Annotated in this window: 22 protein-coding genes; 15 read left to right on the forward strand and 7 right to left on the reverse strand. The window is 39.9% G+C overall.

Going from position 1 to position 25,423, the window contains the following annotated elements:
• Positions 1-19 precede the first annotated feature (19 nt).
• From lipB to ABT310_RS03765, 3 genes are all read right to left on the reverse strand, one after another.
• Positions 20-736, reverse strand: a complete 717-nt coding sequence (lipB, locus tag ABT310_RS03755; protein WP_375325410.1) for a lipoyl(octanoyl) transferase LipB — start codon at positions 734-736, stop codon at positions 20-22.
• A gap of 32 nt (positions 737-768) precedes the next feature.
• Complete coding sequence (locus ABT310_RS03760; RefSeq protein WP_375325411.1) at positions 769-1,506, reverse strand: hypothetical protein; 738 nt, start codon at positions 1,504-1,506, stop codon at positions 769-771.
• Between the two features lie 154 nt (positions 1,507-1,660).
• Entirely contained in the window at positions 1,661-1,816 is a 156-nt protein-coding gene (locus ABT310_RS03765; RefSeq protein WP_375325412.1) for a YqaE/Pmp3 family membrane protein, read from the reverse strand.
• 92 nt (positions 1,817-1,908) lie between these two features.
• Between ABT310_RS03765 and ABT310_RS03770 the strand changes: the two genes are divergently transcribed.
• Positions 1,909-2,952 carry a response regulator transcription factor gene (locus ABT310_RS03770; protein WP_375325413.1) on the forward strand — a complete coding sequence of 348 codons (1,044 nt, stop codon included), beginning with the start codon at positions 1,909-1,911 and terminating at the stop codon, positions 2,950-2,952.
• 55 nt (positions 2,953-3,007) lie between these two features.
• On the opposite strand, the gene ABT310_RS03775 is transcribed toward ABT310_RS03770, so the two are convergent.
• The gene (locus ABT310_RS03775; protein ID WP_375325414.1) at positions 3,008-3,292 is read right to left on the reverse strand and encodes an addiction module antidote protein; all 285 of its coding nucleotides are present in this window, start codon (positions 3,290-3,292) and stop codon (positions 3,008-3,010) included.
• Positions 3,293-3,294: 2 nt separating this feature from the next.
• The gene (locus tag ABT310_RS03780) at positions 3,295-3,594 is read right to left on the reverse strand and encodes a type II toxin-antitoxin system RelE/ParE family toxin (protein WP_375325415.1); all 300 of its coding nucleotides are present in this window, start codon (positions 3,592-3,594) and stop codon (positions 3,295-3,297) included.
• Between the two features lie 209 nt (positions 3,595-3,803).
• On the opposite strand from ABT310_RS03780, the gene ABT310_RS03785 reads away from it, so the two are divergent.
• The 4 genes from ABT310_RS03785 (at position 3,804) to ABT310_RS03800 (ending at position 10,870) form a co-directional block, all read left to right on the forward strand.
• On the forward strand, positions 3,804-4,346 hold the full coding sequence (locus tag ABT310_RS03785; RefSeq protein WP_375325416.1) for a thioredoxin family protein: 543 nt from the start codon (positions 3,804-3,806) through the stop codon (positions 4,344-4,346).
• Between the two features lie 65 nt (positions 4,347-4,411).
• Complete coding sequence (gene lysS, locus ABT310_RS03790; protein ID WP_375325417.1) at positions 4,412-6,103, forward strand: lysine--tRNA ligase; 1,692 nt, start codon at positions 4,412-4,414, stop codon at positions 6,101-6,103.
• Between the two features lie 154 nt (positions 6,104-6,257).
• Positions 6,258-9,347 carry a TonB-dependent receptor domain-containing protein gene (locus tag ABT310_RS03795; protein ID WP_375325418.1) on the forward strand — a complete coding sequence of 1,030 codons (3,090 nt, stop codon included), beginning with the start codon at positions 6,258-6,260 and terminating at the stop codon, positions 9,345-9,347.
• 92 nt (positions 9,348-9,439) lie between these two features.
• Positions 9,440-10,870 (forward strand): SLC13 family permease, encoded by a 1,431-nt coding sequence (locus ABT310_RS03800; RefSeq protein WP_375325419.1) that lies wholly within the window; start codon positions 9,440-9,442, stop codon positions 10,868-10,870.
• Positions 10,871-11,311: 441 nt separating this feature from the next.
• Here the strand turns inward: ABT310_RS03800 and ABT310_RS03805 are convergent, their stop codons facing one another.
• Positions 11,312-12,034: a hypothetical protein gene (locus tag ABT310_RS03805; RefSeq protein ID WP_375325420.1), complete on the reverse strand. Its 723-nt coding sequence runs from the start codon at positions 12,032-12,034 to the stop codon at positions 11,312-11,314.
• Positions 12,035-12,299: 265 nt separating this feature from the next.
• On the opposite strand from ABT310_RS03805, the gene ABT310_RS03810 reads away from it, so the two are divergent.
• The 10 genes from ABT310_RS03810 (at position 12,300) to ABT310_RS03855 (ending at position 23,374) form a co-directional block, all read left to right on the forward strand.
• Positions 12,300-14,798, forward strand: a complete 2,499-nt coding sequence (locus ABT310_RS03810) for a zinc-dependent metalloprotease (protein ID WP_375326145.1) — start codon at positions 12,300-12,302, stop codon at positions 14,796-14,798.
• A gap of 164 nt (positions 14,799-14,962) precedes the next feature.
• Positions 14,963-15,160, forward strand: a complete 198-nt coding sequence (locus tag ABT310_RS03815) for a hypothetical protein (protein ID WP_375325421.1) — start codon at positions 14,963-14,965, stop codon at positions 15,158-15,160.
• 625 nt (positions 15,161-15,785) lie between these two features.
• A complete protein-coding gene (locus ABT310_RS03820) occupies positions 15,786-16,385 on the forward strand; it encodes a transcriptional regulator (protein ID WP_375325422.1) in 600 nt (199 codons plus the stop codon).
• Entirely contained in the window at positions 16,382-17,107 is a 726-nt protein-coding gene (locus tag ABT310_RS03825; RefSeq protein WP_375325423.1) for a DUF3307 domain-containing protein, read from the forward strand. Before ABT310_RS03820 ends, ABT310_RS03825 begins: the two co-directional genes overlap by 4 nt.
• Positions 17,108-17,468: 361 nt before the next feature.
• The gene (locus ABT310_RS03830; RefSeq protein ID WP_375325424.1) at positions 17,469-17,855 is read left to right on the forward strand and encodes an arsenate reductase family protein; all 387 of its coding nucleotides are present in this window, start codon (positions 17,469-17,471) and stop codon (positions 17,853-17,855) included.
• A gap of 33 nt (positions 17,856-17,888) precedes the next feature.
• On the forward strand, positions 17,889-19,430 hold the full coding sequence (locus ABT310_RS03835) for a DUF748 domain-containing protein (protein WP_375325425.1): 1,542 nt from the start codon (positions 17,889-17,891) through the stop codon (positions 19,428-19,430).
• A gap of 213 nt (positions 19,431-19,643) precedes the next feature.
• Positions 19,644-20,375, forward strand: a complete 732-nt coding sequence (locus tag ABT310_RS03840) for a hypothetical protein (RefSeq protein WP_375325426.1) — start codon at positions 19,644-19,646, stop codon at positions 20,373-20,375.
• Between the two features lie 65 nt (positions 20,376-20,440).
• A complete protein-coding gene (locus ABT310_RS03845) occupies positions 20,441-21,412 on the forward strand; it encodes a hypothetical protein (protein ID WP_375325427.1) in 972 nt (323 codons plus the stop codon).
• Positions 21,413-22,003, forward strand: a complete 591-nt coding sequence (locus tag ABT310_RS03850; RefSeq protein ID WP_375325428.1) for a hypothetical protein — start codon at positions 21,413-21,415, stop codon at positions 22,001-22,003.
• 297 nt (positions 22,004-22,300) lie between these two features.
• Entirely contained in the window at positions 22,301-23,374 is a 1,074-nt protein-coding gene (locus ABT310_RS03855; RefSeq protein WP_375325429.1) for a hypothetical protein, read from the forward strand.
• Between the two features lie 329 nt (positions 23,375-23,703).
• Here the strand turns inward: ABT310_RS03855 and hemL are convergent, their stop codons facing one another.
• Positions 23,704-24,981, reverse strand: a complete 1,278-nt coding sequence (hemL, locus tag ABT310_RS03860; RefSeq protein WP_375325430.1) for a glutamate-1-semialdehyde 2,1-aminomutase — start codon at positions 24,979-24,981, stop codon at positions 23,704-23,706.
• Positions 24,982-25,423 lie beyond the last annotated feature (442 nt).

Here is a 25,423-nt window from a genome sequence, read left to right on the forward strand (position 1 = left end):
AGTATAGATTGTATTTTTTTTAAATGGAAGACTTCTCAGCAACAAACTCCGCCTCAAAAAGAGCGGTAAAATGCTTTAGTAACTTTGCTTTTACTTCGGCAATATCCACTTCTTTTTGTCCAAGTTCTACATTTAAAGAAGTAACTGCCTTTCCTTTAATGCCACAGGGAATCATCAAATCAAAATAGCCCAAATCGGCATTCACGTTCAGGGCAAAACCATGCATGGTTACCCAGCGGCTGGCACGCACGCCCATAGCGCAAATTTTGCGTGCAAAAGGGGTGTCCACATCCAACCAAACGCCTGTTTCACCCTCCGAGCGTTCGGCCTTTAGGCCATATTCGGCCAAAGTTAGAATCACCATCTCTTCCAAAAAACGAAGGTATTTGTGGATATCGGTAAAGAAATTGTCCAAATCTAAAATGGGATAGCCCACAATCTGCCCAGGGCCGTGATAGGTAATATCACCCCCACGGTTAATTTTATAAAAAGTCGCTCCTTTTTCTTCGAGGATTTTCTCATCCACCAACAAATTATTGATGTCACCACTTTTTCCCAAAGTGTACACATGAGGATGTTCTACAAAAAGAAAATGATTGGGAGTTTCCAAGCCGGCATCTTCCCTTCGATTACGCACTTTAGTGTCCACAATATCCTTGAACAGTGCTTCTTGGTAATCCCAAGTTTCCTTGTAATCTTTATAACCGAGGTCCTGAAGTGCAACTTTCTTGTTCATACCGCAAAGATACGAAGAGCTATTTTGCGAACCTACTTTTCGAGCTTCACCTCAATATCTAAAAGCGAAGGGTTCTTCATCATTTCCATAAAGCCCACTTCATAGATCATGGTTTTACCGTCGGCACTAAAAGTGGCCTCCTCTACATTGGTGGATTTTACTCTTTTTGGAAAATGATACTTTAACGTGTACGTAGATCCAGAAAGAAACATTTCGGCTCCTTGCAAGCTGTCAATTTGTTGTTGCAAAAGGGTTTGATCTATAATTTCTGCTGTACGGGTAAAGGTATTGTTATTAAACGTGTAGTTCACTTTAGTGGCCTGCTCAGGAGATTTCATTTGGGCTTGCTGCGGGTTAGCATTTGGACCCAATGTACTTGCATCTTGAAATGTATTGAAAGCATCGTTCATTTCGCTTACGTTTTTGAACTCACTGAACAAATCGAATAGCATGAGCTTTTTCTCAGGATCCATGACCATGCGCATATTGAACGATTCCAACTTTTTTAGTTTCGCTTGTTCATCGGCAGACAATTGGGCAATACTGTCTTTGTTCTCTTCTAAAAAATCTTTGAAAGATATAATGGAATCTACAACTTCTTCTCCCGATTTTGCCATTTCCTCCCCGGCCATTTCCATCATTTCCGAACCATCAAATTGAATGGAAAGTTTACCGGAGCCATCATCCTGAAAATGGATTTCTTCGGTAAAATTGCAGGCAGCAGCCAATACTACAATAGCACTAACCAATAGAGCTTTAAATGTTTTCATGTGTTGATTATTTTAATGGTTTTAGTGTTTGGTGTAACAGTTCATGAAGGCTAAAAGTAGTATAATGCCTTTTTACCGACAACCGGAATCTTATATTTTGGATAAACGACCATTCAAATTTGCACGCTGTCCTCAAATAAACTTTTTAGCTGAATTAATTCGGGTTATTTAAAATCACCAAGGCAGCAATTACGCCAGGCACCCAACCGCAAAGGGTCAGTAAAAAAACAATTAACATGGAACCGCAGCCTTTCCCGATTACGGAAAGGGGAGGAAATAGAATAGCCAATAAAACTCTCCAGAAACTCATTGATTTGATTTTGATTGATGATACTTATAGGTAGCCCAAAATGAAACTTTGTTACATAAAACCTTTACATTTATACAAAAATCGGGAACGAAATGCGGTTTTTTATCCTTCTCTTACTTTTGCTCCACGCACCGGCACTTTTTGGGCAATTCCATTTTTCTGGAGAAGTATCCCAAGAAAATGAGGGCAGTGCCATTTATTTATCCGTTGTGGAAGATTATCGAAAGTCTTCACGGATTTATTTGGACCAGATTGTACAAAAATCGGTAGTGGATTCCTTGGGGCATTTTAATTTTGAAGGGAACAACCTAAACATTGCCAATCGTATCTACAGAATACATTTGGATGGTTGTTCGGACAATGAAGGGGCCAACCACTTTTTAGGCCAATGCAATAACAGCAAAAGTGTGCTTTTTATAGCCAACAACCAGGATACGCTCCAATTTCCTACTTCTTTTGAGGATGAAGCCCTGTGCACCATCAATTCTACCAACCCGAGTTCTGGATTACTTTTGGACATTGATAACCTCAAAAACCAAATGGCCTACGATTTTGTGGATTATCCAAGTGAGGCCAACAAAAAATTGAACCTACAAAAGTGGTTCAATACCCTGCATGAATTTGGAAAAGATGTGGAGGAACCACTGGCTGAACTTTACATCTACGATTTTATATCGGACAAAAGAAACGAAACCTTCAAGTACTATTTGAAGGATGTAACGGAAAACATTTACTATGAAAATCTGTCAGACCGATTACAAAACAAGTATCCAAACACAGAGTTCACCAAACAATACGACGCCGAAATCACCACCGACAAAGAATTGGCCCAATTTTCCCAACCTACATCTTCAAAGTGGAACCGAACCTTAATTGCCCTTCTCGCAGTTTCTATTCTGGGGAATATTGTGTTTTTCCTTGGTAAAAAACGAAAAAGTAAATCCAACAACCTCTTGGAGAAACTGACCCCACAAGAGCAAAAAATTGTTCATCTTATCCTGGAAAATAGGACCAACAAAGAAATCGCCACCGAACTTTTTGTAAGCGTTAGCACCGTAAAAACACACATCAACAACCTGTATAAAAAACTGGATGTTTCTTCAAGGGATGAAATGTTGGTTCGCTTTAAAAAGTAAAGAGGTTTTGTTCAGCTTCTAGGCTAATTCTTAATAATTGGAAAAAAGCTTTACCCTATGCAGAAATAGGATGGACTTGAACTTGGCCTCCAATCGCTTTCAAAACTTTCATAATTGTGGAGAATTGAGGTTTAGATCCCTCTGATAGCGCTTTGTAAAGACTTGGCCTGCTCAATCCTGTTTCTTCAGAAATTTTAGTCATACCTATAGCTTTGGCAATATGTCCAATTGCATTTACAACGTCTGAACTTTCCCCTTCTTCCAAAACTGTATTAAGGTACTCTGCAATCATTTCCTTACTGTCCAAATAATCTGCTATGTCAAATTTTGAGGTTCCCATGTTTATTTTTTTAATTTATTCCAGATTTCCTTCGCTTTCTTAATATCTATTTCTTGAGACGATTTATCCCCTCCCATCAGCAATAAAATTATTTTACCGTTCATTTCTTTAAAATAAACTCTATATTCTTTGGCAAAATGTATTCGCATCTCTTTGATTCCATTTCCTACACCTTTACAATCACCGAAATGGCCATCATTTTCAATCTTTTGAATTCTAAAAAGGATTTTGGCCTTTGCCCTAACATCTTTCAATTTCCTTAACCACCTGTCGAATTCAATAGTTTTCTCAATAAAATACATAAAATTGTATTCACTTGGATACAAATATATATTTAATTCTTGAACGCAAACTGAAATTTTGCGTTAATATTTTCAACATTTAAAATCCGTATTTAAGAATCCAAAAATAAATTTCAACCCCCGGTCTAGTCCCTATTTCCAACGTTCTAATTTCTCTTCAGCCATTGATTTTAGTGAATTTGGCCATCCAAACCATAAATCACAAAATCATGAAACAAATTGCAACCACTTTGCTTATGCTTTGCATTACTTGTGTTTCGGCACAGGAATTCAACCAAGAAATCACTTCCGAAAACGGGCGTCAATTTCTAGTGGGCCAAATAAATGTAGAGGGCCTTCAATCCCAACCCTATCAGCAATGGTTTAAAAACGGGCAAGACCACTATAAAGTGGACCAAACCATGGTGAATCTATTTAAAGAGTCTCTTCAGTCCTATCACATCAAATTATTTTTGGGGACTTGGTGCGGTGATAGCAAAAGAGAAACCCCAAGATTCATCAAAATTTTAGAAGCCGCAGAATTTCCTATGGAACAACTGGAAATTGTAGCGCTGGATTACCGAAAAGGATACTACAAAAAAAGTCCAACGGGAGAAGAACAGGGACTGAACATCATCAAAGTACCAACCATGATCTTTTATAAAGAAGGAAAAGAGGTCAACCGAATAGTGGAGAGACCTTTAGAATCTTTGGAGGAAGATATGGCCCAAATCATTTTAAAAAAGCAGTACACCCCCAATTACGCATATTAAACACGGTCAAAGCAAGAAATTAAAGCGCAAAAGTGTAATTTTGCGCTTTAAATTTTTTGAAGACTATGCAACTATCGGAACAAGAGATCGTTCGAAGGGAAAAATTGACCAAATTGAGGGAAATGGGCATCGACCCCTACCCAGCCGCTTTATATCCAGTGGATGCCACTTCCAAGAGCATAAAACAGGAATTTGAGGAAGGTAAAAAGGTGGTGATTTCCGGTAGATTGATGTCTCGTAGAATTCAAGGAAAAGCCTCCTTTGCTGAACTTCAAGATAGCGAAGGCCGAATTCAGGTGTACTTCAACCGTGATGAAATTTGTCCGGATGACGATAAAACCCTTTACAATGATGTCTACAAAAAACTGTTGGACATTGGCGATATCATTGGTGTGGAAGGTGAGTTGTTCACCACTCAAGTAGGAGAAAAAACCGTAATGGTGAAAAAATTCAGCCTATTGAGCAAATCGTTGCGACCACTTCCATTACCAAAAGTAGATGACGAAGGAAATGTGTACGATGCGTTTAACGACCCAGAGCTTCGTTACCGTCAACGTTATGTGGATTTGGTAGTTAACCCTCATGTTAAGGACACCTTCATAAAAAGAACAAAAATCACCAACAGTATCCGTGAGTTTTACAACCAAAAAGGATACTTGGAGGTGGAAACCCCCATATTGCAGCCCATTCCGGGTGGAGCGGCGGCACGTCCGTTTTTAACGCACCACAATGCGCTCAACATTCCTTTGTACTTGCGAATTGCCAACGAGTTGTATCTTAAAAGATTGATTGTTGGTGGATTTGACGGCGTATACGAATTTGCCAAAGATTTCCGTAACGAAGGAATGGACCGCACACACAATCCAGAGTTTACCGTAATGGAACTTTATGTAGCCTACAAGGACTACAACTGGATGATGGACACCACCGAAAAACTATTGGAAAAAGTAGCTGTTGACGCTACGGGTAGTTCCAAAGTGAAAGTTGGTGAACACGAAATTGAATTCAAGGCCCCATACCCACGGGTACCTATTTTGGAAGCCATCAAAATCCATACAGGAGTTAATGTTTCTGGAATGGAGGAAGAAGAACTTCGAGAAACTGCTAAAAATTTGGGCATTGAAGTGGACGATACCATGGGCGTCGGAAAGCTCATTGATGAGATATTTGGTGAAAAATGTGAGCACCATTACATTCAACCGACATTCATTATCGACTATCCGAAGGAAATGAGTCCTTTGACCAAAGAGCACCGTTCCAATCCAAGATTGACCGAGCGTTTTGAGTTGATGGTAAACGGAAAAGAATTGGCCAATTCCTATTCCGAGTTGAACGACCCTATTGACCAACGCGAACGTTTCGAAGACCAGTTGAAACTCTCTGAAAAAGGAGATGACGAAGCGATGTTCATCGACCAAGATTTCTTACGTGCCTTGGAATATGGAATGCCCCCAACTTCTGGAATCGGAATCGGAATTGACCGTTTGGTAATGCTGATGACCAATAATTCATCCATCCAAGAAGTATTGTTCTTCCCTCAAATGCGACCAGAGAAAAAACAAGTGGAGCTCACCGAAGAAGAAAAAATCATTATAGACATTTTAAAGCCTGCTGGCGAAATGCCTTTGGCCGAGCTTAAGGAAAAAGCAGGCTTGAGCGGTAAAAAATGGGACAAGAGCACCAAAGGTTTGACCAAGCATGGACTTTTAAAAGTGGAGAAGACCGATGATGCCCTATTGGCCAAGTATACAGGCTGATCATATTATAACTTAATATAAGCAAACGAACCCCGGCACTAACCCAGTGTCGGGGTTCGTGTTTTAAAAAAATGCTATCTTACCCCTAATTTCTTTCCATCGCGAGAGAATTATTCTGCGGCTACCCCCAATAATCTTACTAAAACCTATTTAAATGAAAAGAATGAAATTAGCATTCCTTTTTGTGCTATTGGCGTGTTTTGCTGCCGTGGCACAAGAGGTAACCGGAACCGTTTACGATGACCAAAATGTGCCCTTACCTGGAGCATCCGTCCTTTTAAAGGGAACAGACATTGGTGTTATTACAGATTTTGATGGAAACTTTATTATTGAAGCTAGCCCGGGTGATGTTTTGGTGTTTTCCTACGTGGGTTTCAACTCCCAAGAAGCAACAGTTACCGGTGCAACCATGAATATAACGCTCGAAGCTGGCTTAGCATTGGAGAATGTTGTAGTGGTAGGTTCTCGTAATGCCAACCGAACGGCAACGGACACTCCTGTTCCCGTAGATGTACTGGATGTGACAGAATTGGCACAGTCATCACCCCAAGTCACGGTAACAGAAATTTTAAACTATGCGGCTCCATCCTTTAACTCCAACCCGCAAACCATTTCAGATGGAACGGATCATATTGCTCCGGCATCGCTTCGTGGATTGGGACCCGACCAAGTTTTGGTGCTCATTAATGGAAAAAGAAGACACAAAACAGGGTTGGTCAACGTCAACGGAACATTTGGGCGTGGTAGTGTAGGTACCGACATGACCACAATTCCTTCCAACTCCATTTCACGTATTGAAATTTTAAGGGATGGTGCAGCTGCGCAATACGGTTCGGACGCCATCGCAGGGGTCATCAATATTGTATTAAAAAAGAATGTCAACGAACTTCAAGTAGACATCAATACGGGAGCCAATGTAACCAGCGAACATAGCCCCCAAAAGAAAATTGACGGTGAAAAAGTAAATCTAGGATTGAATTACGGTCTCCCAATTGGTAAAGATGGTGGTTTTATCAACTTTACAGGAAACTTTAATTTTAGAGGATACACCAATCGCATGCAAGAATGGGAAGGATCCATTTTTAATGGATACAATTCTGTGGAAAGGTCAGCTGCTTCTGCCGGTATTGATATTTCAACGCTATTAATGAATGAAGCATTAGTTAGACAATATGCCCAATCCGCAGGGTTCAACAATAATCAATTAGCATTAATCAATGGAGCTTCGGATGTGGAATTACACGATATAAATGGATTAACAGGATCCCAAAGAGTTTTTGGAGGCAGCTTTGGTTATACAGATTTTCAAAATGGTGACCTTACTTTCCAAGAAATGCTAGATGCATTCAACGCGCTTTCCTACACCAATGCAAATCAAGCCACAGAAATTCAGAATTTTTATAATAGCTTGCCAAATAACATTTCAAGTTCCGATTTCAATAATTTACTAAGCCAATTTCAGGTTAACTCCCCGCTCGGGTTTAATAACACGGATGCTGAACTAGCAGCAAGAGGTTTGCAACGAAGCGATTTTAACATGCGTGTTGGGCAATCCGAACTTAGGGGTGCCCAATTCTTTGCCAACCTTTCCATTCCACTGGACGAAAATCTGGAACTTTATGGGTTTGGCGGACTGAGCTTTAAAAATGGTAATGCTGCCGGTTTTTATCGTCTGCCCAACCAAGCAAGAGCCTATACCCCAGCCTACCTTAATGGATTTTTGCCAGAAATCAACTCCAATATTGTAGATAAATCTGCTGCATTTGGTATTAAAGGGATGTTGGGAGATTGGAATGTGGATTTCAGCAATTCCTATGGAAAAAACACCTTTTTGTACCGCGTCACCAATTCCAATAATGCCTCTTTGGTGAACTCTACTCCATTTGAAGCCGATTCAGGAGGTTTCAACTATAGCGAAAATACCACCAATTTCGACCTAAGTCGATTTTATGAAGACACCATGGCCGGTTTGAACATTGCCTTTGGTGCAGAATATCGTGTTGAAAATTACGCCATTGTTGCGGGTGAAGAAGCCTCATACACCCAATACAATGTACAAGGGAATCCACATGACCCTACGGACCCAAGTTCCATAGTGCCTGTCGACTTTTTTGGCAATTCCAGACCTGGCGGCATTCAAGTTTTCCCTGGGTTTAAACCTGCCAACGTAGTAGATGCCTATAGAAACACCATCGCTGGCTATTTTGATGTGGAAGCAGATTTTACCGAATCGGTTTTAGTGAGTGGAGCAGTTCGATATGAGAATTTCTCAGATTTTGGTGGAACCGTAAACTTTAAATTGGCAACGAGAATAAAATTTTCAGATAATTTTAATTTCCGTGGTGGTGGACAAACAGGATTTAGAGCACCTTCCTTGCACCAAATCCATTACAGCTCCACGTCCACGTTGTTTGTAGATGGTGTACCGAACGAGGTGGGTATATTCCCGAACACCTCCAGAGTTGCGCGATTGCTGGGCATTGAGCCATTAAAAGAAGAAACTTCCATCGGAGCCACCGCTGGTTTTACAGCGAGAGTGCCAAGTGCCAATCTAAAATTCACCTTGGATGGTTATATGATCAATATTGCAGACCGTGTTATTTTAACAGGACAATTTACGGATAATGGCAATGCCGAATTAGCGAATTTGTTTCAACAGGCCAATGCCACACAAGCGGCATTTTTTGCAAATTCCGTGGATACACAAACCATGGGATTGGATTTTGTAGTGGACCATAAAGCTTCTATTTCAGACAATATTTCGTTAACCAACACCTTGGCATTTACCTTTTCCGAGACCACAGTTGAAGAAGTTAAAGTTCCCGATGCCATTGCCAACGCTGGATTGAGTGACACCTATTTTGACCCAACCAGTCGTATTTATTTGGAATCGGCGGTACCAACCACAAAAGGAAATCTTTCTCATAACCTGAAGATTGGCGACAATTGGAACTTTTTCATCCGCAACGGCTATTTTGGGGAAGTGCAGGAAGCCACAAATGAGAACGACCCAAGCATCGATTACACCTTCGGAGCTAAAATTATCACCGATTTAACCGTGGGCTATAACTTTACCGAAAATGCCACCTTCACAATCGGTGCAAACAATCTATTGGATGTGTACCCGGATGAAAACGACCCGGCGTTTAGGTCTTCAGGAAGATTTATTTACTCAAGAAGATCTGTTCAATTTGGACAGAATGGACGTTATGTTTTTGGAAGATTGACATTCAAAATAAAATAAAACCATCTCTTTTTAAATTTTATACAGCGAAGCCCCTTCCCGGGGCTTCAATATTTTCATGTTTTAACAAAAAAGCATAGCTTAGAACCCCAATGGAACTAAGCAGAAAAATTGGGTTGGCATTAGGGCCCATCATATTTATTATTTTAAACCTATTGCCTTTTGAGATGGTGTCGGAAAAAGGCGACCCCGTAATTTCGGTCGCTGCATGGATGTTGATTTGGTGGATTACCGAAGCTGTTTCCATTTCAGTCACTGCATTATTGCCATTAATTTTACTCCCCATACTTAAAATTTTACCCATTGCCGAAGTCGGAGCCAACTATGGAAGTCCAATCGTTTTTCTATTCTTTGGTGGATTTGTAATGGCGTTGGCGTTGGAAAAAGTTAATCTGCACCGCAGAATTGCGTTGAACATTATTCGATTGACGGGTAATACTCCCAATAAAGTTATTTTGGGATTTATGATTGCTACGGCAACCATGAGTATGTGGATCAGCAATACAGCCAGTACCGTGGTGATGTTGCCCATTGCCCTTTCCGTGATCAATTTGTTGATTGACGATGCGGATGGCTTTACCAAGAACGATCAAAATTTTGCTTTAAGTGTGATGTTGGGCATTGCTTTCTCTGCCAACGCTGGTGGTATTGCGACCGTAATTGGAACACCACCAAATTCTGTTTTGATAGGATTATTGGAAAATGAATACAATATTGAAATCTCCTTTTTAAAGTGGATGACCATCGGATTGCCTTTTTCCATCATCATGATAGCCATTTGTTACTTGGTTTTGGTAAAATGGATGTTTCCCAACAAAGATTTAAAGTTCAGTGCTTCCAAAGAAGTAATTCTTGCTGAGTTGGAAAAATTGGGTCCGACCACAGGAAAAGAAAAAATGGTTTTGGTGATTTTTGGTATTACCGTGTTCCTTTGGATTTTCAGAACATTGATCAACAACATATTCCCAAACCTTGGTCTAACCGATACCATGATCAGTATTTTTGCAGCGGTGGCCCTATTTGCCATTCCTTACAACATAAAAAAGGGAGATTTTATCATCGTTTGGCAGGATACCTCTAAACTGGCCTGGGGCATCTTAATCCTATTTGGAGGAGGTTTGGCACTTGCCCAAGGTATGTCCTCTAGTGGTATTGTGGATATGGTGGCCAATGCCATAGCACAAAGTAATGCGAGTATCTTGTTCACCGCAGCCTTACTTATATTCTTGATGCTTTTTATGACCGAATTGATGAGCAACGTTGCCCTTGTGGCCGTATTGGCGCCGGTTGTAGCAGGTATCGCCATTGGTTTGGATATTCCTATGCTACATTTGTTGATTCCAGTAACCATTGCCAGTAGCTGTGCTTTTATGCTTCCTATGGCCACACCACCAAACGCAATTGTATTTGCGAGCGGATATGTAAAAATTCCCCAAATGGTTCGTGTGGGCGTAATTTTGAACCTAATTGCAGTACTATTGCTCGTATTGGTCTTCCAGTTTGTAATTCCCTTATTATTTTAAATAATAAATGGCCCCTTCGGGCGAAGGAGCCATTTACAAACTAACTAACTCAAAAAAATGTAAGAAACTAACTCAACCTTACTCTGTTCACCTCTAAAGCGAACAGTAACTCTTTGTTGGGTACAAATTTATAACCCTTTATTTTAAAAATTATTGTAATTAGATTTTTGTTAACTAAGCAGTTACAGCTACTAAAAAGCAACTTTTTATGTGGTTGTTTAAAAAAAATGGATTCCTAGAAAGCAAATAACAGAATCCTTGCATTATTCGCATCAAAAAAAGAAAATCGCTGCGAATCCATTCATGTAAAATTCCATGTTATTTTTTTGTTAACCAGCACCTTATATAGAATTCATTAACAAAAAAGGGGCAAAAAAAAGCCCTCCGAAGAGGGCTTCCACTAACTAACTCAAAAATTTGTAAAATGAAAATTAAAACATCCTACTCGTTGACTCTTTTGTAAGGGTCAAAATCTTCAGGTAGATACTTAGAAGTATCAAATCCCAAATCCATATCTTCTTCTTCCATATAGTTGATGGAAGAGATAGCAATTACATCAGTGTAAGGGTTAAAACCTTCTGGCAATTGGTATTCACTTTCGATACCCAATTCCAATTCAGTTTCAATCTCTAAATAGGTAATCGATTTTAGATCCACATAAACCTCGTAAGGTGAAAATCCTTCAGGAAGGTAATCGCGAGTATCGAATCCAAGGTCCATATCCTCATCCTCCATATAGTTTATGGAATGTACATCCACAACATCCGTGTAGGGGTCAAAGTTTTCTGGCAGGTACTTTTCAGTATCAAAACCTAGATCCAATTCAACTTCGCTTTCGAGATATATGATGGAATTCAAATCAAAATAGCTTTCGTAAGGGTTAAAACCTTCCGGAAGGTAATCCTTGGTATTAAAACCCAAATCGATTTCGGGTTCTTCTTCCAAGAAAACTATTTCGTCCAAATTCAATTCATAAGAAGCATAATTTGCTATCCCCGAATCTGAATCGTTCCAATCAGCACCAATGTTCAATGCTGTATAACTGTTTTCTAAATAGCTAACGGGTTCCGATTTTGTTTGGACCATCGTAGCACTTTGCTGGTCGTTTGCTATGGCGGTACTACTTAAAAGGACGCTACCATAAATGATTAATAACTTGTTCATTTTTTGATTGAATTTTTTGATTGATGTTATGCTTATAAGACTAACCCAATGGTAAAATGTTACAGGCTTTATGACTTTTTTTAGAAAAACCCAATCCTTGTCAGCCCCCAAAAACAGGGCGATTCACGTGGGACTATCAGTAAAACGCAGGACTCCCGAAGTTTTGCATATTTTAGAAAAAAAGTGGTAGTTAATATTTATTTAACAGTAATTTCTTTTCCTTTTTAAGTTCTTTGGATGATGAAGTTATCCAAACTAACACATGATGAATAAAAAATTACTACCTCAAGTACTTGTACTTTTATTTTTATTGGGCACAATTCACACCACAGAAGCCCAACTTTTTAAGAAAAAAAAGAAAAACACCGAACAAAAAGCCGAAGCAAAACCCAAACCTGGAGATATCCAACCTTATGATAAGGTAATTACCAAGGATGCCAAAAGTGATGAAGGTTTATTCGCAGTTCATACAGTGGACGACAAACATTACTACGAAATTCCAGATTCCTTGTTCAACAGGGAAATGTTAATGGTTACGCGTATCTCCAAAACTGCCACAGGAATTGGTTTTGGTGGAGGAAAAATCAACACGCAGGTATTACGCTGGGAGAAAAAACCCAAAAAAGTACTATTGCGCGTCATCTCATATGAAAATGTAGCAGCAGATTCGTTGCCGGTACACGAAGCCGTGGTCAACTCCAACTTTGAACCCGTACTTTATTCCTTCGACATCAAGGCCATCAACAAAAAAGATTCGTTGAATCCTGCCACCGTAATCGAAGTGGACCCATTGTTCACCAAAGATGTTAAAGCCCTGGGCTTTCCTGATGGATACAGAAAAAGGTTCAAAGTAACCCGTTTGGACGGGGACAGAAGCTATATTGAATCGGTAAGAAGTTACCCTTTAAATATTGAGGCTCGCCACGTAAAAACTTATTTCTCCAACGATCCACCAAGTAACTCCAGCGTTGGTTCCATTTCATTGGAGATCAACAACTCTATGATCTTGTTGCCAAAAGAACCCATGAAACGTCGTTATTTTGATAAACGAGTGGGATGGTTTGCCCGTGGACAAGTCGATTACGGATTGGATGCACAAGAAAGTAAAACGGTTACTTACCTAGATCGTTGGAGATTGGAAGTAAAAGACGAGGATATTGCAAAATACAATGCCGGTGAATTGGTAGAGCCCAAAAAACCCATCATTTATTATGTAGACCGAGCTACCCCTAAAGAATGGGTCCCTTATATTAAACAAGGTATTGAAGATTGGCAAGTAGCTTTTGAGGCCGCTGGTTTCAAAAATGCCATTTTGGCCAAAGACCCGCCATCGCCAGAAGAAGATCCAGAATGGTCACCAGAAGATGTGCGATATTCCGTGGTTCGTTATTTGGCATCCCCGATTCCGAACGCCAATGGTCCTCACGTGAGCGATCCTCGTAGTGGTGAAATCTTGGAATCTGATATTAACTGGTACCACAATGTTATGAGCTTATTACGTGGTTGGTTCTTTGTGCAGACCGCTGCCATAAATCCAGAAGCTCAAAAAACCGAGTTCAAAGAAGAAGTTATGGGTCGTTTGATTCGTTTTGTGTCTTCTCACGAAGTAGGTCACACTTTAGGGTTGCCCCACAACATGGGAAGCAGTGTTGCTTACCCTGTAGATTCTTTGCGTTCCAAAGAATTCACCGAAAAATATGGCACAGCACCATCTATCATGGATTATGCCCGTTTCAACTATGTGGCACAACCTGGTGATGAGGGGGTTGCCCTAATGCCCAATATTGGTGTATATGATAAATATGCCATCAAATGGGGTTATAAGCCAATTTTGGATAAAACAGCTAAAGAAGAAAAACCAATTTTGAACAGCTGGATCACTGAGCATGCCGGTGACCCGATGTACCGATTCGGACACCAACAAGTGGGCGACATCCACGATCCAAGTTCACAGACCGAAGATTTAGGGGATGATGCCGTTAAAGCAAGTTTGTACGGTATAGAAAACCTAAAACGTATTGTTCCTAATTTAATGGAGTGGACTACCGAACCCGGTGAAAATTACGACGATTTGGAGACTATGTACGGACATGTTGTTTCTCAATTTGCAAGATATATGGGGCACGTAGCCAATAATATTGGCGGGGTTTACGAATACAATAAAACTGCCGACCAAGAAGGCGCTGTTTACACCCATGTGAGCAAAGAGCACCAACAAAAATGTATGGACTTTTTACAAGAACAATTGTTCGCCACTCCAGAATGGATGATTGACCAGAACATTTTCAATAAAATTCAATATTCAGGGTCTGTGGAGCGTATTCGTGCCTTGCAAGAGCGTTACCTGAATACCATGTTGCAAATGGGTAAATTGGCTCGTATCATCGAAAACGAAACCATTAATGGCGATGATGCCTACGGTTTGTTGGAAATGATGCGTGACCTTCGTAGAGGAATCTGGTCCGAAACTAGAAATGGAAGAACCATCGACACCTACAGAAGAAACCTTCAAAAAGCACATATCGACCGTTTGGGTTATTTAATGACCGCTGATGGCCAACGTAAACTACCAGATTTCGGAGGATACCGTAAATCAACTCCGATCAATGCGAGCCAGTCAGATATTCGTTCGGTGGCAAGAGCAGAATTAACCAATTTAAAGAGTGATATCCGCGGTGGGTTGTCTAGAATTTCAGACCCCATGAGCCGCTATCATTTGCAAGATGCCCTAGAGCGAATCGACCAGATTTTGGACCCAAAATAGGGACTAGATATTCAGTAAATTCCATTTTTTCAAGGTGTGACCAAAATAATTTATGGTCACACCTTGTTTTTTTTGGACTTCACCAACAAAATGGGTCGTTTCACAACATATCAATGAAATTCCAATTGGGTTTGATTACATTAGTAATCCCAAATCTCAACATCATGACCCAAAAGACTAAAAGCCTAATTTACTTTTCCTGTTTTGTGTTGGCCTCCTTTTTTTACTACCAAATGGAGCAACAGGATAAATTTCAAGAACAATTCCAATCCAAAACTTACGCTGAAACCGATTTTCAGGATGCCGATGATTTGGAAGAACCTTTGGAAGATGTCGATAATCTTGAAGAGGACCGTAAATAGGTCTATCCCTATTCCCAACTGTTATTAGCTTTGTGAATTTCTTTTCTGATGAAATCCCATAACCACTGTGGTTGTATCGGGCGCACATCATTAATATTTCGATTTATGTAGCGATTAGCACGAATATTGGTTGTACTGGCCAATATGGGAACAAATCCAAGACTTTTAAGACCAAGCGCGCAGAGGAGCCAAAATGGGCCTACCTTCTGAGCAAAGACCAAACACATTACCTTCCCAAATTTACCAAAAGCACAACAAGACCAATTGTATAGGCTGTATGTGAAACGGGGCAAATTTTTTAAAAGTGATGTAGGAAAAAATTTAGGCAATTAAAAAGGAAAGACTTGCTTAATAAAGAGCAATTTAAAGCTTAAAAAAACGAGAAAGCATAGCAAATAAAAAGCAATGTATGGCAAAAAGAAAATGCAGGAGAGAGGGAGAAGAGGATAGTGTTTTTTGTTGATTTTAAGGAACCGCGCCGGCCATGGTCGCGGTTTCTTTTTTTATGGATTCCGAAATAAACCACATTTATTATCTGTTTTACCACAGATATTTGTTATTATCTGCTTTTTTACAGATATTTGTATTAATCTGTTATTTTACAGATTTTTATAGAACTATATAAATGGTAGCTATACTCACAGGTGACATTAAAAACTCATCAGACTATAAGGCCACTGAATGGCTTCCACTTTTAAAAGAAGCCTTGGGAAAATTCGGAAACGAACCGCAAACATGGGAAATCTATAGAGGCGACAGTTTTCAATTGGAGACCTCAACCGAAACTGCATTGGAGGCCGCAATCTACATCAAAGCGTGCATAAAACAAATTCGCCACATGGATGTTCGCATAGCCATTGGCATAGGTAAGAAAACCTATGATGCCAAAAAAATCACCGAATCCAACGGACCTGCCTTTGTTAACTCCGGAAAGTGTTTTGAACACCTCAAAAAACAAACCTTGGCCCTAAAAACGAATGATAAAAAATTTGATGAGCACCTAAATTTATTAGTGCAATTGGCTACATTGACCATGGATAATTGGACACCCGCCATTTCCAAAACAGTAAAAACAGCCATGGAAAACCCTGCATTGAATCAAAAAGAGCTAGCGGCTATTTTGAACAAGTCGCAAGGGAACATTAGCGAAGAATTGAGCAAAGCAGGATTTGAAGAAGTGCAAAAAATGATTCATTTTTACCAAACACAACTATCACAACTATGATGCTTCTGGCCCTAAAATTGATTCTTGCGCATTTTATAGGTGATTTTGTACTGCAACCAAGCCATTGGGTCGAAGATAAACTCCAAAAAAAAGGAAGGTCCAAATACCTCTACTTTCATGTTGGGGTACATTTGCTGGTATTGCTTCTTTTACTTCAGTTTAAACATTTGGCCATTATCGCACTTATCGTAGTTACCCATTTGCTGATAGATTTGGGCAAACTCACGTTTACCAATCCAAAAAATTACCGTTGGCTATTTGTAGTCGACCAAGTATTGCACCTTTTGGTATTGACACTGGCTGTATACCTCATCTCCCCTTTTCAACTGAATTTTAATGACCTTTTTGGTACAGAAACCTTGCTATTGGTAACATTTTTGGTCTTCGTTACCTTTGTATCGGGAATTTTTATGCGGATGCTACTAGCTCCTTATATAGATGAAATTGCCAAAGAAGATGAATCGGGCGAAGGAGGTTCGCTAAAAAACGCGGGCACTTACATTGGTATGCTGGAGCGATTGTTTGTCTTTGGCTTTATTTTGATGCAACAATGGGCCGCTATCGGATTGTTGATTGCTGCAAAGTCCGTTTTCCGATTTGGCGACCTAAACAAAGGCAAAAACAGAAAACTTACCGAATATGTACTTATTGGTACCTTGCTCAGTTTTGGTCTAGCCATTGTTTCGGGTATGCTCTACAACTACTTTTTGCAGATGCTATAAACGAAAAAACCGTCCTAAAGGACGGCTCTTTCCGAATAATTTTATGGTGTAAACTGAAATATCCAAACACTTAACAAACAATATTTCAACACATAAGGAGCAAAAGTACGTAAAAATATCTATTTAGATTTATTTTAAATTGTTGTTTTTAGTCTTTGGCTAAACCAAATTCTTTTTTCAACCGTACATCTTACTATAGGTTCAAATGTAGAACCATCCACACAGTATTTTTGAGTTAGTTAGTTTAGAAAGCGGGACATTGTTCTCGCTTTTTCTTTTGTGGCACCATAAAAATGGAATGCGTCAAGCTTACTAGCCTCCGATTTGTAGTTTATTCACGTTAATTTTTAAATCATCCAACATGGGAATAATCGCAACACACGAACGTGAAATAAATATTTATTACAATTCCAATAGCAGTTTTAGTGAACAGGCCTTGGCTATTCTAAACGCAACTGAATATAAAATTCAGACCGTGGACCTGAGCAAGGATAAAGTTACCCCTACACAATGGGTCGATATAGCCAATCGAATAAAAACACCCATTAAAGAGTTGGTGAACACCAAACATCCCAATTTTATACAAGAATATGGTAAGGATGTTACTATTGAAAGTGATGAAGATTGGTTAAAAATATTGACCCGAAATCCAAAAATATTAAAAGGTCCGATTCTGCTACAGGGAGAAAGGGCAATTCAAATAAAAGCTTTGGGTGATTTATTCGTTTTTCTCGACAAGGAAAACTAAATTAGTAACTAGCTAACTGAATAACAGATAGGTATGTCCGTCAGAACCGTCAACAAAAAAACAAAGATTTTCATCTGGATTATAGTAAGTATTTCAGTTATTGGAATTGCGGCTCAACTCTTATTTACCCAAAAAGTAAAATCTGCATTGGCGGAACAAATCCCAGAAAACATTCAGTTGGAATACCGCGATTTGAGCACCAATGTGTTTTTGGGCAATATTGCTTTGAAAAATGTGGAACTCAACACCTCTGACGGAAACACTCAAGTGCTGGCCGATCTCATGGCAATTAAAGGTATTGGTTACCTTTCCCTATTATCAGGAAAAACTGCTGAACTCGGCGAAGTGTATCTGGAAAAGCCACAAATTTTGCTGAAACAACAAATGGGTGATACCCTTCGAAAAAAAGCTTTGCCTCCGGAAAGCGCTTCCAAATTAGCCATCAAAAAAGTTAAATTAGACCAAGGATCATTAATCATACGCAACATTGAAACCGATAGCTTGGTATTGGAGGCCAAAACCATCGACCTCAACCTATCCCAACTGGAATTGGACCCAAAACCTGAATCGCAACAGCCACCTTTCGCTTTGGATTCCTACGAAATTATTGCCGAAGACCTGTATTTTGATGTGAGTCCTTTTGAATATATGCGATGGGAAAAATTTCAATTGAACAAGGAAGAAGGTAACATTCTTAACTTGATATTCCGCACCAAATATAGTCGCGAAGAACTTACCAAAAGAACATCGGTAGAACATGACCATTTCGATGTTACCGTAGATCAAATTACCTTGAGCCAACCTGATATTTTGGGCGCAACAGGCCCAAAACTTCATGCTCCAAGCATGGAAGTACATCGCCCGATAATCACCGTTTATCGTAATCTTTTAATGCCTCCCAACCCAAAAATAAAACCCTTACCGAATCAAATACTGAGGGAAATGCCCTTAGATTTGAAAATAGATTCCCTAACCATGTCTGATGGTCAAGTAAACTTCTATAAAAAAACCATGGCAGATGTTGCCCCTCAACAAATGTCGCTCACCAGTGTTTATTCCAAAGTAAAAAATATACATAGTAGAGGTGAAGGAATGGTCGAGATTGTGGCGAAAAACCAAATCATGGGTGAAGGGCAATTCACCTTGGAATACACTTTTGACCCCCAAAGCTTGGACAACTCGTTCATGGCCAAAGGGTCTCTGTTAAATTTTGATACAGAAAAAGTGGTTCCGTTTATTCGTTCCACCCTAAATGCAGAAATCGACGGTACCATAAATCAAATGTATTTCACTGTTAGTGGAAACGAATATGCTTCGCAGGGTGAAATGAAAATGAAATACGACCAATTTAAATTTGTTGCTCTTAAAAAGGATCATCTTACCGTAAACAAGTTTAAAAGTGGTGTGGCCAACCTATTGACCAAAAAAGGAGACACCAAAGCAGATGAAGATGGATTTAGACACGGTCAATTTAAAGTAGAACGCGACCGCACCCGTTCGTTCGTTCATAATGTCTTCAGGAATATGAGGGCGGGTATGTTCCGCACCATGGTAGGTAGCGGCAAAGAAAGGTAACAGAGCGTCATTTTTAAGTGTTTCGTGTTTCGTGCTGTAATCAATCCAATATTCCACACCCAGCACACCTTTTCCATTTTTAATTTTCAACTTTCCATACCAATCACCTTTTATCCAATGTATTTAACGGGTCATTGCCAATTGTTTGTTGTTTTTTTAACTACCTTAATACCAGATAATTCCCCCATTATTTACGGATTAACCTTGTAGAAAATGGAAAAATACAAAACCCTTCACCTGTGGATGATCATACCCATGATCGTAATGCAACTGGGCATTTTTGGAGATTATTGGGGCGACTTTTATAAAAACACCTGGGCTGTGCATGTACACTATTGGAACGGCACAGCTTGGTATCTCTATTTGATCATTCAACCCTATTTTGCTACTCACGGACAAATGGCCAAACACCGCACCAACGGCATTATTGGAATGTTTTTGGCGGGTGGCGTATGCTTTACGGCTTTGAGTATGCTGCACCGTGATATTGTGTATACCGATATGGCCATTGCCAACCCCGAACAATTTGGTCCCTTTGAACCATGGTTCTTTATGGGGGTAGCTTCGGTTGAAATTGGCATGATGATTCCGTTTGCTTTTGCCGTAATCATGGCCATTATCAAAAGAAAAAAGTTGGAAGACCATGCATGGTGGTTGATCAGCACCGTATTTTTGATCATGATGCCTGCCCTGTCACGCGGGGTGCAGAACGCCTATATTGGCATACATAATGAAGACTGGCCCAATATAGATATTATGGCCCCCATTTATTACTCTCAGGTATTTATTATTGCATTGTTGTTGGTAGCCGCATGGAAATACAAAAAACTCACCCACCCTGCCACCTATTTGGCCATTGCGGTGAATATTTATGTCTGCTTTCTGGAACCCTTGGGCCGTTCAGAAACCGTACAAAGCCTTTTACGAACCCTAATCAAAGGGTAAGCCACGTAACTTCAACTTGTCCTATTTAAATTCTAAAAATTCCAAAGCATAAATCACTTCTGTAAATGATAAAAAAACGAATCATCTTAAGCCTAATGACACTTCTTTTGGCGGTTGGCTGTAAAACCGACTCCAAGAAAACGATGGAACCCGAGGCTGAACCCATAACCAACAGTTCTGATGTAACCGGAAACTATGTTTCCGATGGATACGCCCAAAAGGACGAAGGCTACGATTGGGTCGCTGTTATGGTGAATCGGTTGGATAATAATGACCAATTGGAAATCAAAGTGCGTTCACGTGCCGATAAAAAACGTCCGACCTGCACCTTGGATGTTGTGGTGTACAAAGAGGACTATGGCGTTTACTATACAATGATCGATGGCAAAAAGGTGCTGTTCCACTTTGCGGACAACACCCTTTCCATTGCTACTGAAAATGAATCCGATAATGATGCGCTCTATTTTTATTGTTCGGGCGGAGCGACGGTGGCGGACACTTATGCTAAAATAGCTGGCGATGTGGACCAAGTCCAAATTGACCAAACCCAATTTAGCAAGGTGTTGAACTTGCAAGAAGTGGGATTCAATGTGTCGGCCATTGCGAAAAATGGGGTAAACCAACTTACCATTTTTACCTTTGGGCTGCCCAACGAGTTCAACGAAACCTTTGAGATTAAAGATCAGGTAGTGACCCATGCCGAGGTAGAAGATTTAAATTCCGATGGGTCGCCAGAGTTAGTGGTTTTTACCCAACATACCGAGAACCAAAAAGGAATGGTCCATGCCTTTTCGGTAAATAATGGGCATTCCATGAGTAGGGTCTATTTTCAGCCTACGGAAGAAAATGAAGCGATCAATAAAGGGTATAATGGCCACGACGAATTTACCTTGGTGGAAACCAAATTAGTACAGCGCTTCCCTATTTTCGAAAATGGCCAAAAAACAGCTCGACTCAAACAAATTTCGTACAATCTGGTCGAGGGAGAAGCCATGCGACAATTTGTGCTCAGCACCGTATCTGAATTTGAAAATTAGGTGAAGCTAAATATATCCATATTACTTTGTATTGCGTTTTGCACTTTGCTATGCCCACAACTTTTGGCGCAGGAAAATCTATGCGCAAGGTTGCAGCAAATGGTGGAGCTTGACCAAAAATATAGGGGCACCAATGATAGTATCTTAAAAAGATACAATCTTGCTTTAGACTCTATTTTAAAGGCCAAAGGACTCACCTATAAGGAATTTAATGCCATGCCAGCTCTAGAGCAAGGGAAACTTAAAAGTCTGGCCTTTAAAATTGGAGGTAAAAATATGCAACCCATTATGGCCAACGACTCCTTGGCTAACATTCAACACCAATTAGACCACCAGAATACCATTGCAATTATTGAATTGGTAAATGAACATGGCTGGCTTACCGATAAAAATTTAGGCTGCTCCCAAAAAATAAGGCCCGTTTTAATTTTTAGACATGCCCCAAAAAAGTACTGGCCACAAATACGCGAACTCATAGAAAAAGAAAGGGAAGCTCAACGCATACCGCCATACGAATATTATGTAATTGACAACCATTTAAAAGGCCGCCCTCCTTTGGATAAAAGTGCATCTGATTTTAAAAATCGTTAAAGTCCCTTCACCTTTTGTGGCACATCGAAAATTGATAATTGTAAATTCCTCATTGTTAATTGTCCACTGTTCATTGCAAATTGTATAAAACCCCCAGTTTTTTTAAGGTTTTAGTTTAATTCTATTTAACTGACTCTAAGTATATTGCCAATAATTTTTACCCCAATATTCTTACCTGAAATTTATTTCTACTTCGCATAGGGATGATCGAAACCATATTGACCAATCAATTTGGGTTATATAAGTATGTTTTATGCATATATAAACGAGTTACCACAAATTAAAACACAGCACAAAATGAAAAAACAATTACTATTTCTATTTATTTCACTCTCTTCAGCAATAACATATTCCCAAAATGTACCAGGATTCAAAATTCTAGATAATCCGACCGAAGGAAAAACTTTTGCTGCTGACTCCAGCACGGTAGATGGCAAAAAAGTTTTTAACTACTACAAAACTCTGAATAACATTAAAAAGAAGAGATTGGAGAAACAAAAGGCTAAGTTGGACTCAATATACAGTAATGCCTTAACAAAATTGGACGATAATGTAGAAGGTAGATTAAACCTAACGAATCAAGAGATAATAAACTATGAAAAGCAACTTAAAAACTCAAAAGACTCAATTCGAATTTTAAATCCTGTTATTGATAGTTTATCAAATGAATATGTGAAAGAATATCTTCAATATTCCACAATTAAGTATCTATCATTTGGACCAAAACGGTCAAGAGCATTTTTTGATATTTTATATGATGGTAAAGGAAAGAGATTTAGTGTTTTAAACAATACAGGTTTTAATATTGGAAATAACACAGGTTCAATTTATTCGGAATTAGTTAGTGGTAATCTTTTAGTATTTAGAGTTAGTTTAGGTGCTATGATTTCTAGTAGTTCTTCTGATAGCCTATCTGTTGCGAAGGAAGATGAAGCGTATCAAAGATTGATCTCTAATGGTGGCAATACAGTATTAAACATAGAATATCCACTAGCATACATACATTCAAGAAACAATCAATTTAATTTTATTTCACGATTAAGAGCTAAAGGAACTGCTGATTTTCCTGAATTTGGAACTACTACTGAAGAATTTGCTGGAAGTGCATCAATAGGAATTGATTTATATGCTGATGCAGCCTTAACAAATAATAAATTAAGATTTTTTGGAGCATTTAACTTCAATCAAATTTTTGGAACCGAAGAGTTTTCTAATAATCTTGGAATTGATAATTCAAATTTCTTGTTCGGGCAATTGACTCTTGGACTAGTGTTCAACAATATTAAACTTTCTTTTATTATTGCTACATTAAGTTCTGAAAGTAGTTTGGAAAATAGAAATGTAGTAGCTGGTGGACAAGTTTTACATTAAACAACTTGTGGTAACACAATGTATAAGTGAAAACAAAAGTCAGTGCTAAACCCAAAAGTTAAGGCTTAAATCCCCAACTACTCATAGCCGAGACCGTTGGAGCACATTCAGCTAAAACACTTTTCTTACCACTTCTAACATCTTATCCATCACCATGTCATTTCGAACGTACGTGAGATATCTCCAGCACGAATAGATTTTTCAGTCGTCACTCCACTCCTCATTTCGAAATGACAAGCTCTACGCTAATCGAACTAACCGAAAGGAATGTGAGGAATCCCAAGAATAAATTAGATTTCTCAGTCGTTTCTCTCCTTCGAAATGACCCGTTAGAAAACTTTCCCCACCGCCTCAATGGTCTTATCCAAATCGGCATAGCTTAGGGCATCATTTAAAAAGTAGCTTTCAAAGGCAGATGGCGGTAAATACACGCCGTTATCCAACATGCCGTGAAAGTATTTCTTAAAAGTATTGTTATTGCCTTTGGCAGAGCTGGCAAAATCCACCACAGGTTCGTCCGTAAAATGTACGGAGATCATACTGCCATAACGGTTAATTTGATACGTCACGCCTTTTTCGGTCAAGGTTTGGGCAATGCCCTTGTGCAAATATTCCGTTTTTTCGGCCAAGCTGGTAAAAATTTCAGGTTGGTTGTTCAAGGCGGTGAGCATGGCCAATCCAGCACTCATCGCCAATGGGTTTCCACTTAAAGTGCCTGCTTGGTACACCGGTCCATCGGGTGCCAAATGCGCCATGATCTCGGCTCGGGCCGCAAAGGCTCCAACGGGCAGTCCACCCCCGATCACTTTTCCGAACATCACAATATCGGCATTAATGCCCAAGGCTTCTTGTGCGCCACCCTTGCCCAATCGAAAGCCTGTCATCACCTCATCGAACAACAACAAAATGCCTTCTTGGGTGCAGATTTCGCGTAGTCCTTTAATAAATTCATCCTTGGGAATTATACAGCCCATGTTCCCCGCTACGGGTTCTAAAATAATGGCGGCAATTTCACCTTTATTGGCTTCCACCAAGGCTTTTACACCTTCCAAATCGTTGTAATCGGCCAATAAGGTATCCTTGGCCGTGCCCTGCGTTACCCCAGGGCTGTTGGGACTACCAAAAGTAACGGCTCCACTCCCCGCTTGTATCAAAAAAGAGTCGGAATGACCGTGGTAGCAACCCGAAAATTTGATAATCTTGTCCTTGCCTGTGTACCCGCGTGCGAGGCGCACTGCACTCATACAGGCTTCGGTACCACTGTTTACAAAACGGATCTTGTCAATGTTGGGCACCATGGACACCGCCAATTTGGCGAGTTCGGTCTCAATTTCGGTAGGCGTTCCAAAGGAAGTTCCTTTTTTCGCTTTCTCGATCACCGCATTGATCACAGGTTCGTAGGCATGGCCCAAAATAAGGGGCCCCCACGAAGCAATATAGTCGATCAGTTGGTTGCCATCTTCATCATACAGGTAGGCCCCTTTGGCCTCCTTGATAAAAATAGGGTCGCCCCCTACTGCTTTAAATGCTCGTACAGGTGAGTTTACCCCTCCAGGGATGTATTTTTTGGCCTCTGCGAACAAGGCGCTGCTTCGTTGGTAGATCATAAGTATGTATTGTCATTCCCATGAAGATGGGGATCTTTTTAATCAACTTTGTTTAGTACCCTTCGACTACGCTCAGAGTACAAAAGCATGTCAGTTCGAGCGGAGTCGAGAACCGCTTGAATGTAAATTACTAAAAAAGCACCCCTAGACTGCGCTCGGGATGACAAATTAGGGCAATACGACTTGCTCTCCACAAAGGTAATGAGGATCATTCGTTCTTGGAAACGGAAAATGTTCGGAATAAGAGATTCTTCGCTATGCTCAGAATGACAGGTTAATTGTATGCTAGAAAGGTTACTGAGCGGAGTCGAAGGAACATCCGGAACGGCTTGAATACTCGATTCTAAAAAGCACCCCTAGACTGCCTGGCGGACGCAGGCGGACGCTCGGGATGACGGTTAAGAGCCTGACCAACAATCCAACCATCAAATCATCCAAAAAT

Source organism: Flagellimonas cixiensis (genome assembly GCF_042134615.1).
GTDB lineage: Bacteria > Bacteroidota > Bacteroidia > Flavobacteriales > Flavobacteriaceae > Flagellimonas > Flagellimonas cixiensis.

Excerpts from the sequence above, each read along its gene's own strand:
- ABT310_RS03835 (WP_375325425.1), top strand. The coding sequence starts at position 17,889 with ATGTCCGTCAGAACCGTCAACAAAAAAACAAAGATTTTCATCTGGATT.
- ABT310_RS03765 (WP_375325412.1), bottom strand. The coding sequence starts at position 1,816 with ATGAGTTTCTGGAGAGTTTTATTGGCTATTCTATTTCCTCCCCTTTCC.
- hemL (WP_375325430.1), bottom strand. The coding sequence starts at position 24,981 with ATGATCTACCAACGAAGCAGCGCCTTGTTCGCAGAGGCCAAAAAATAC.
- ABT310_RS03830 (WP_375325424.1), top strand. The coding sequence starts at position 17,469 with ATGGGAATAATCGCAACACACGAACGTGAAATAAATATTTATTACAAT.
- lysS (WP_375325417.1), top strand. The coding sequence starts at position 4,412 with ATGCAACTATCGGAACAAGAGATCGTTCGAAGGGAAAAATTGACCAAA.
- ABT310_RS03800 (WP_375325419.1), top strand. The coding sequence starts at position 9,440 with ATGGAACTAAGCAGAAAAATTGGGTTGGCATTAGGGCCCATCATATTT.
- ABT310_RS03760 (WP_375325411.1), bottom strand. The coding sequence starts at position 1,506 with ATGAAAACATTTAAAGCTCTATTGGTTAGTGCTATTGTAGTATTGGCT.
- ABT310_RS03795 (WP_375325418.1), top strand. The coding sequence starts at position 6,258 with ATGAAAAGAATGAAATTAGCATTCCTTTTTGTGCTATTGGCGTGTTTT.
- ABT310_RS03820 (WP_375325422.1), top strand. The coding sequence starts at position 15,786 with ATGGTAGCTATACTCACAGGTGACATTAAAAACTCATCAGACTATAAG.
- lipB (WP_375325410.1), bottom strand. The coding sequence starts at position 736 with ATGAACAAGAAAGTTGCACTTCAGGACCTCGGTTATAAAGATTACAAG.
- ABT310_RS03845 (WP_375325427.1), top strand. The coding sequence starts at position 20,441 with ATGATAAAAAAACGAATCATCTTAAGCCTAATGACACTTCTTTTGGCG.
- ABT310_RS03815 (WP_375325421.1), top strand. The coding sequence starts at position 14,963 with ATGACCCAAAAGACTAAAAGCCTAATTTACTTTTCCTGTTTTGTGTTG.
- ABT310_RS03855 (WP_375325429.1), top strand. The coding sequence starts at position 22,301 with ATGAAAAAACAATTACTATTTCTATTTATTTCACTCTCTTCAGCAATA.
- ABT310_RS03825 (WP_375325423.1), top strand. The coding sequence starts at position 16,382 with ATGATGCTTCTGGCCCTAAAATTGATTCTTGCGCATTTTATAGGTGAT.
- ABT310_RS03775 (WP_375325414.1), bottom strand. The coding sequence starts at position 3,292 with ATGGGAACCTCAAAATTTGACATAGCAGATTATTTGGACAGTAAGGAA.
- ABT310_RS03785 (WP_375325416.1), top strand. The coding sequence starts at position 3,804 with ATGAAACAAATTGCAACCACTTTGCTTATGCTTTGCATTACTTGTGTT.
- ABT310_RS03780 (WP_375325415.1), bottom strand. The coding sequence starts at position 3,594 with ATGTATTTTATTGAGAAAACTATTGAATTCGACAGGTGGTTAAGGAAA.
- ABT310_RS03770 (WP_375325413.1), top strand. The coding sequence starts at position 1,909 with ATGCGGTTTTTTATCCTTCTCTTACTTTTGCTCCACGCACCGGCACTT.
- ABT310_RS03805 (WP_375325420.1), bottom strand. The coding sequence starts at position 12,034 with ATGAACAAGTTATTAATCATTTATGGTAGCGTCCTTTTAAGTAGTACC.
- ABT310_RS03810 (WP_375326145.1), top strand. The coding sequence starts at position 12,300 with ATGAATAAAAAATTACTACCTCAAGTACTTGTACTTTTATTTTTATTG.
- ABT310_RS03840 (WP_375325426.1), top strand. The coding sequence starts at position 19,644 with ATGGAAAAATACAAAACCCTTCACCTGTGGATGATCATACCCATGATC.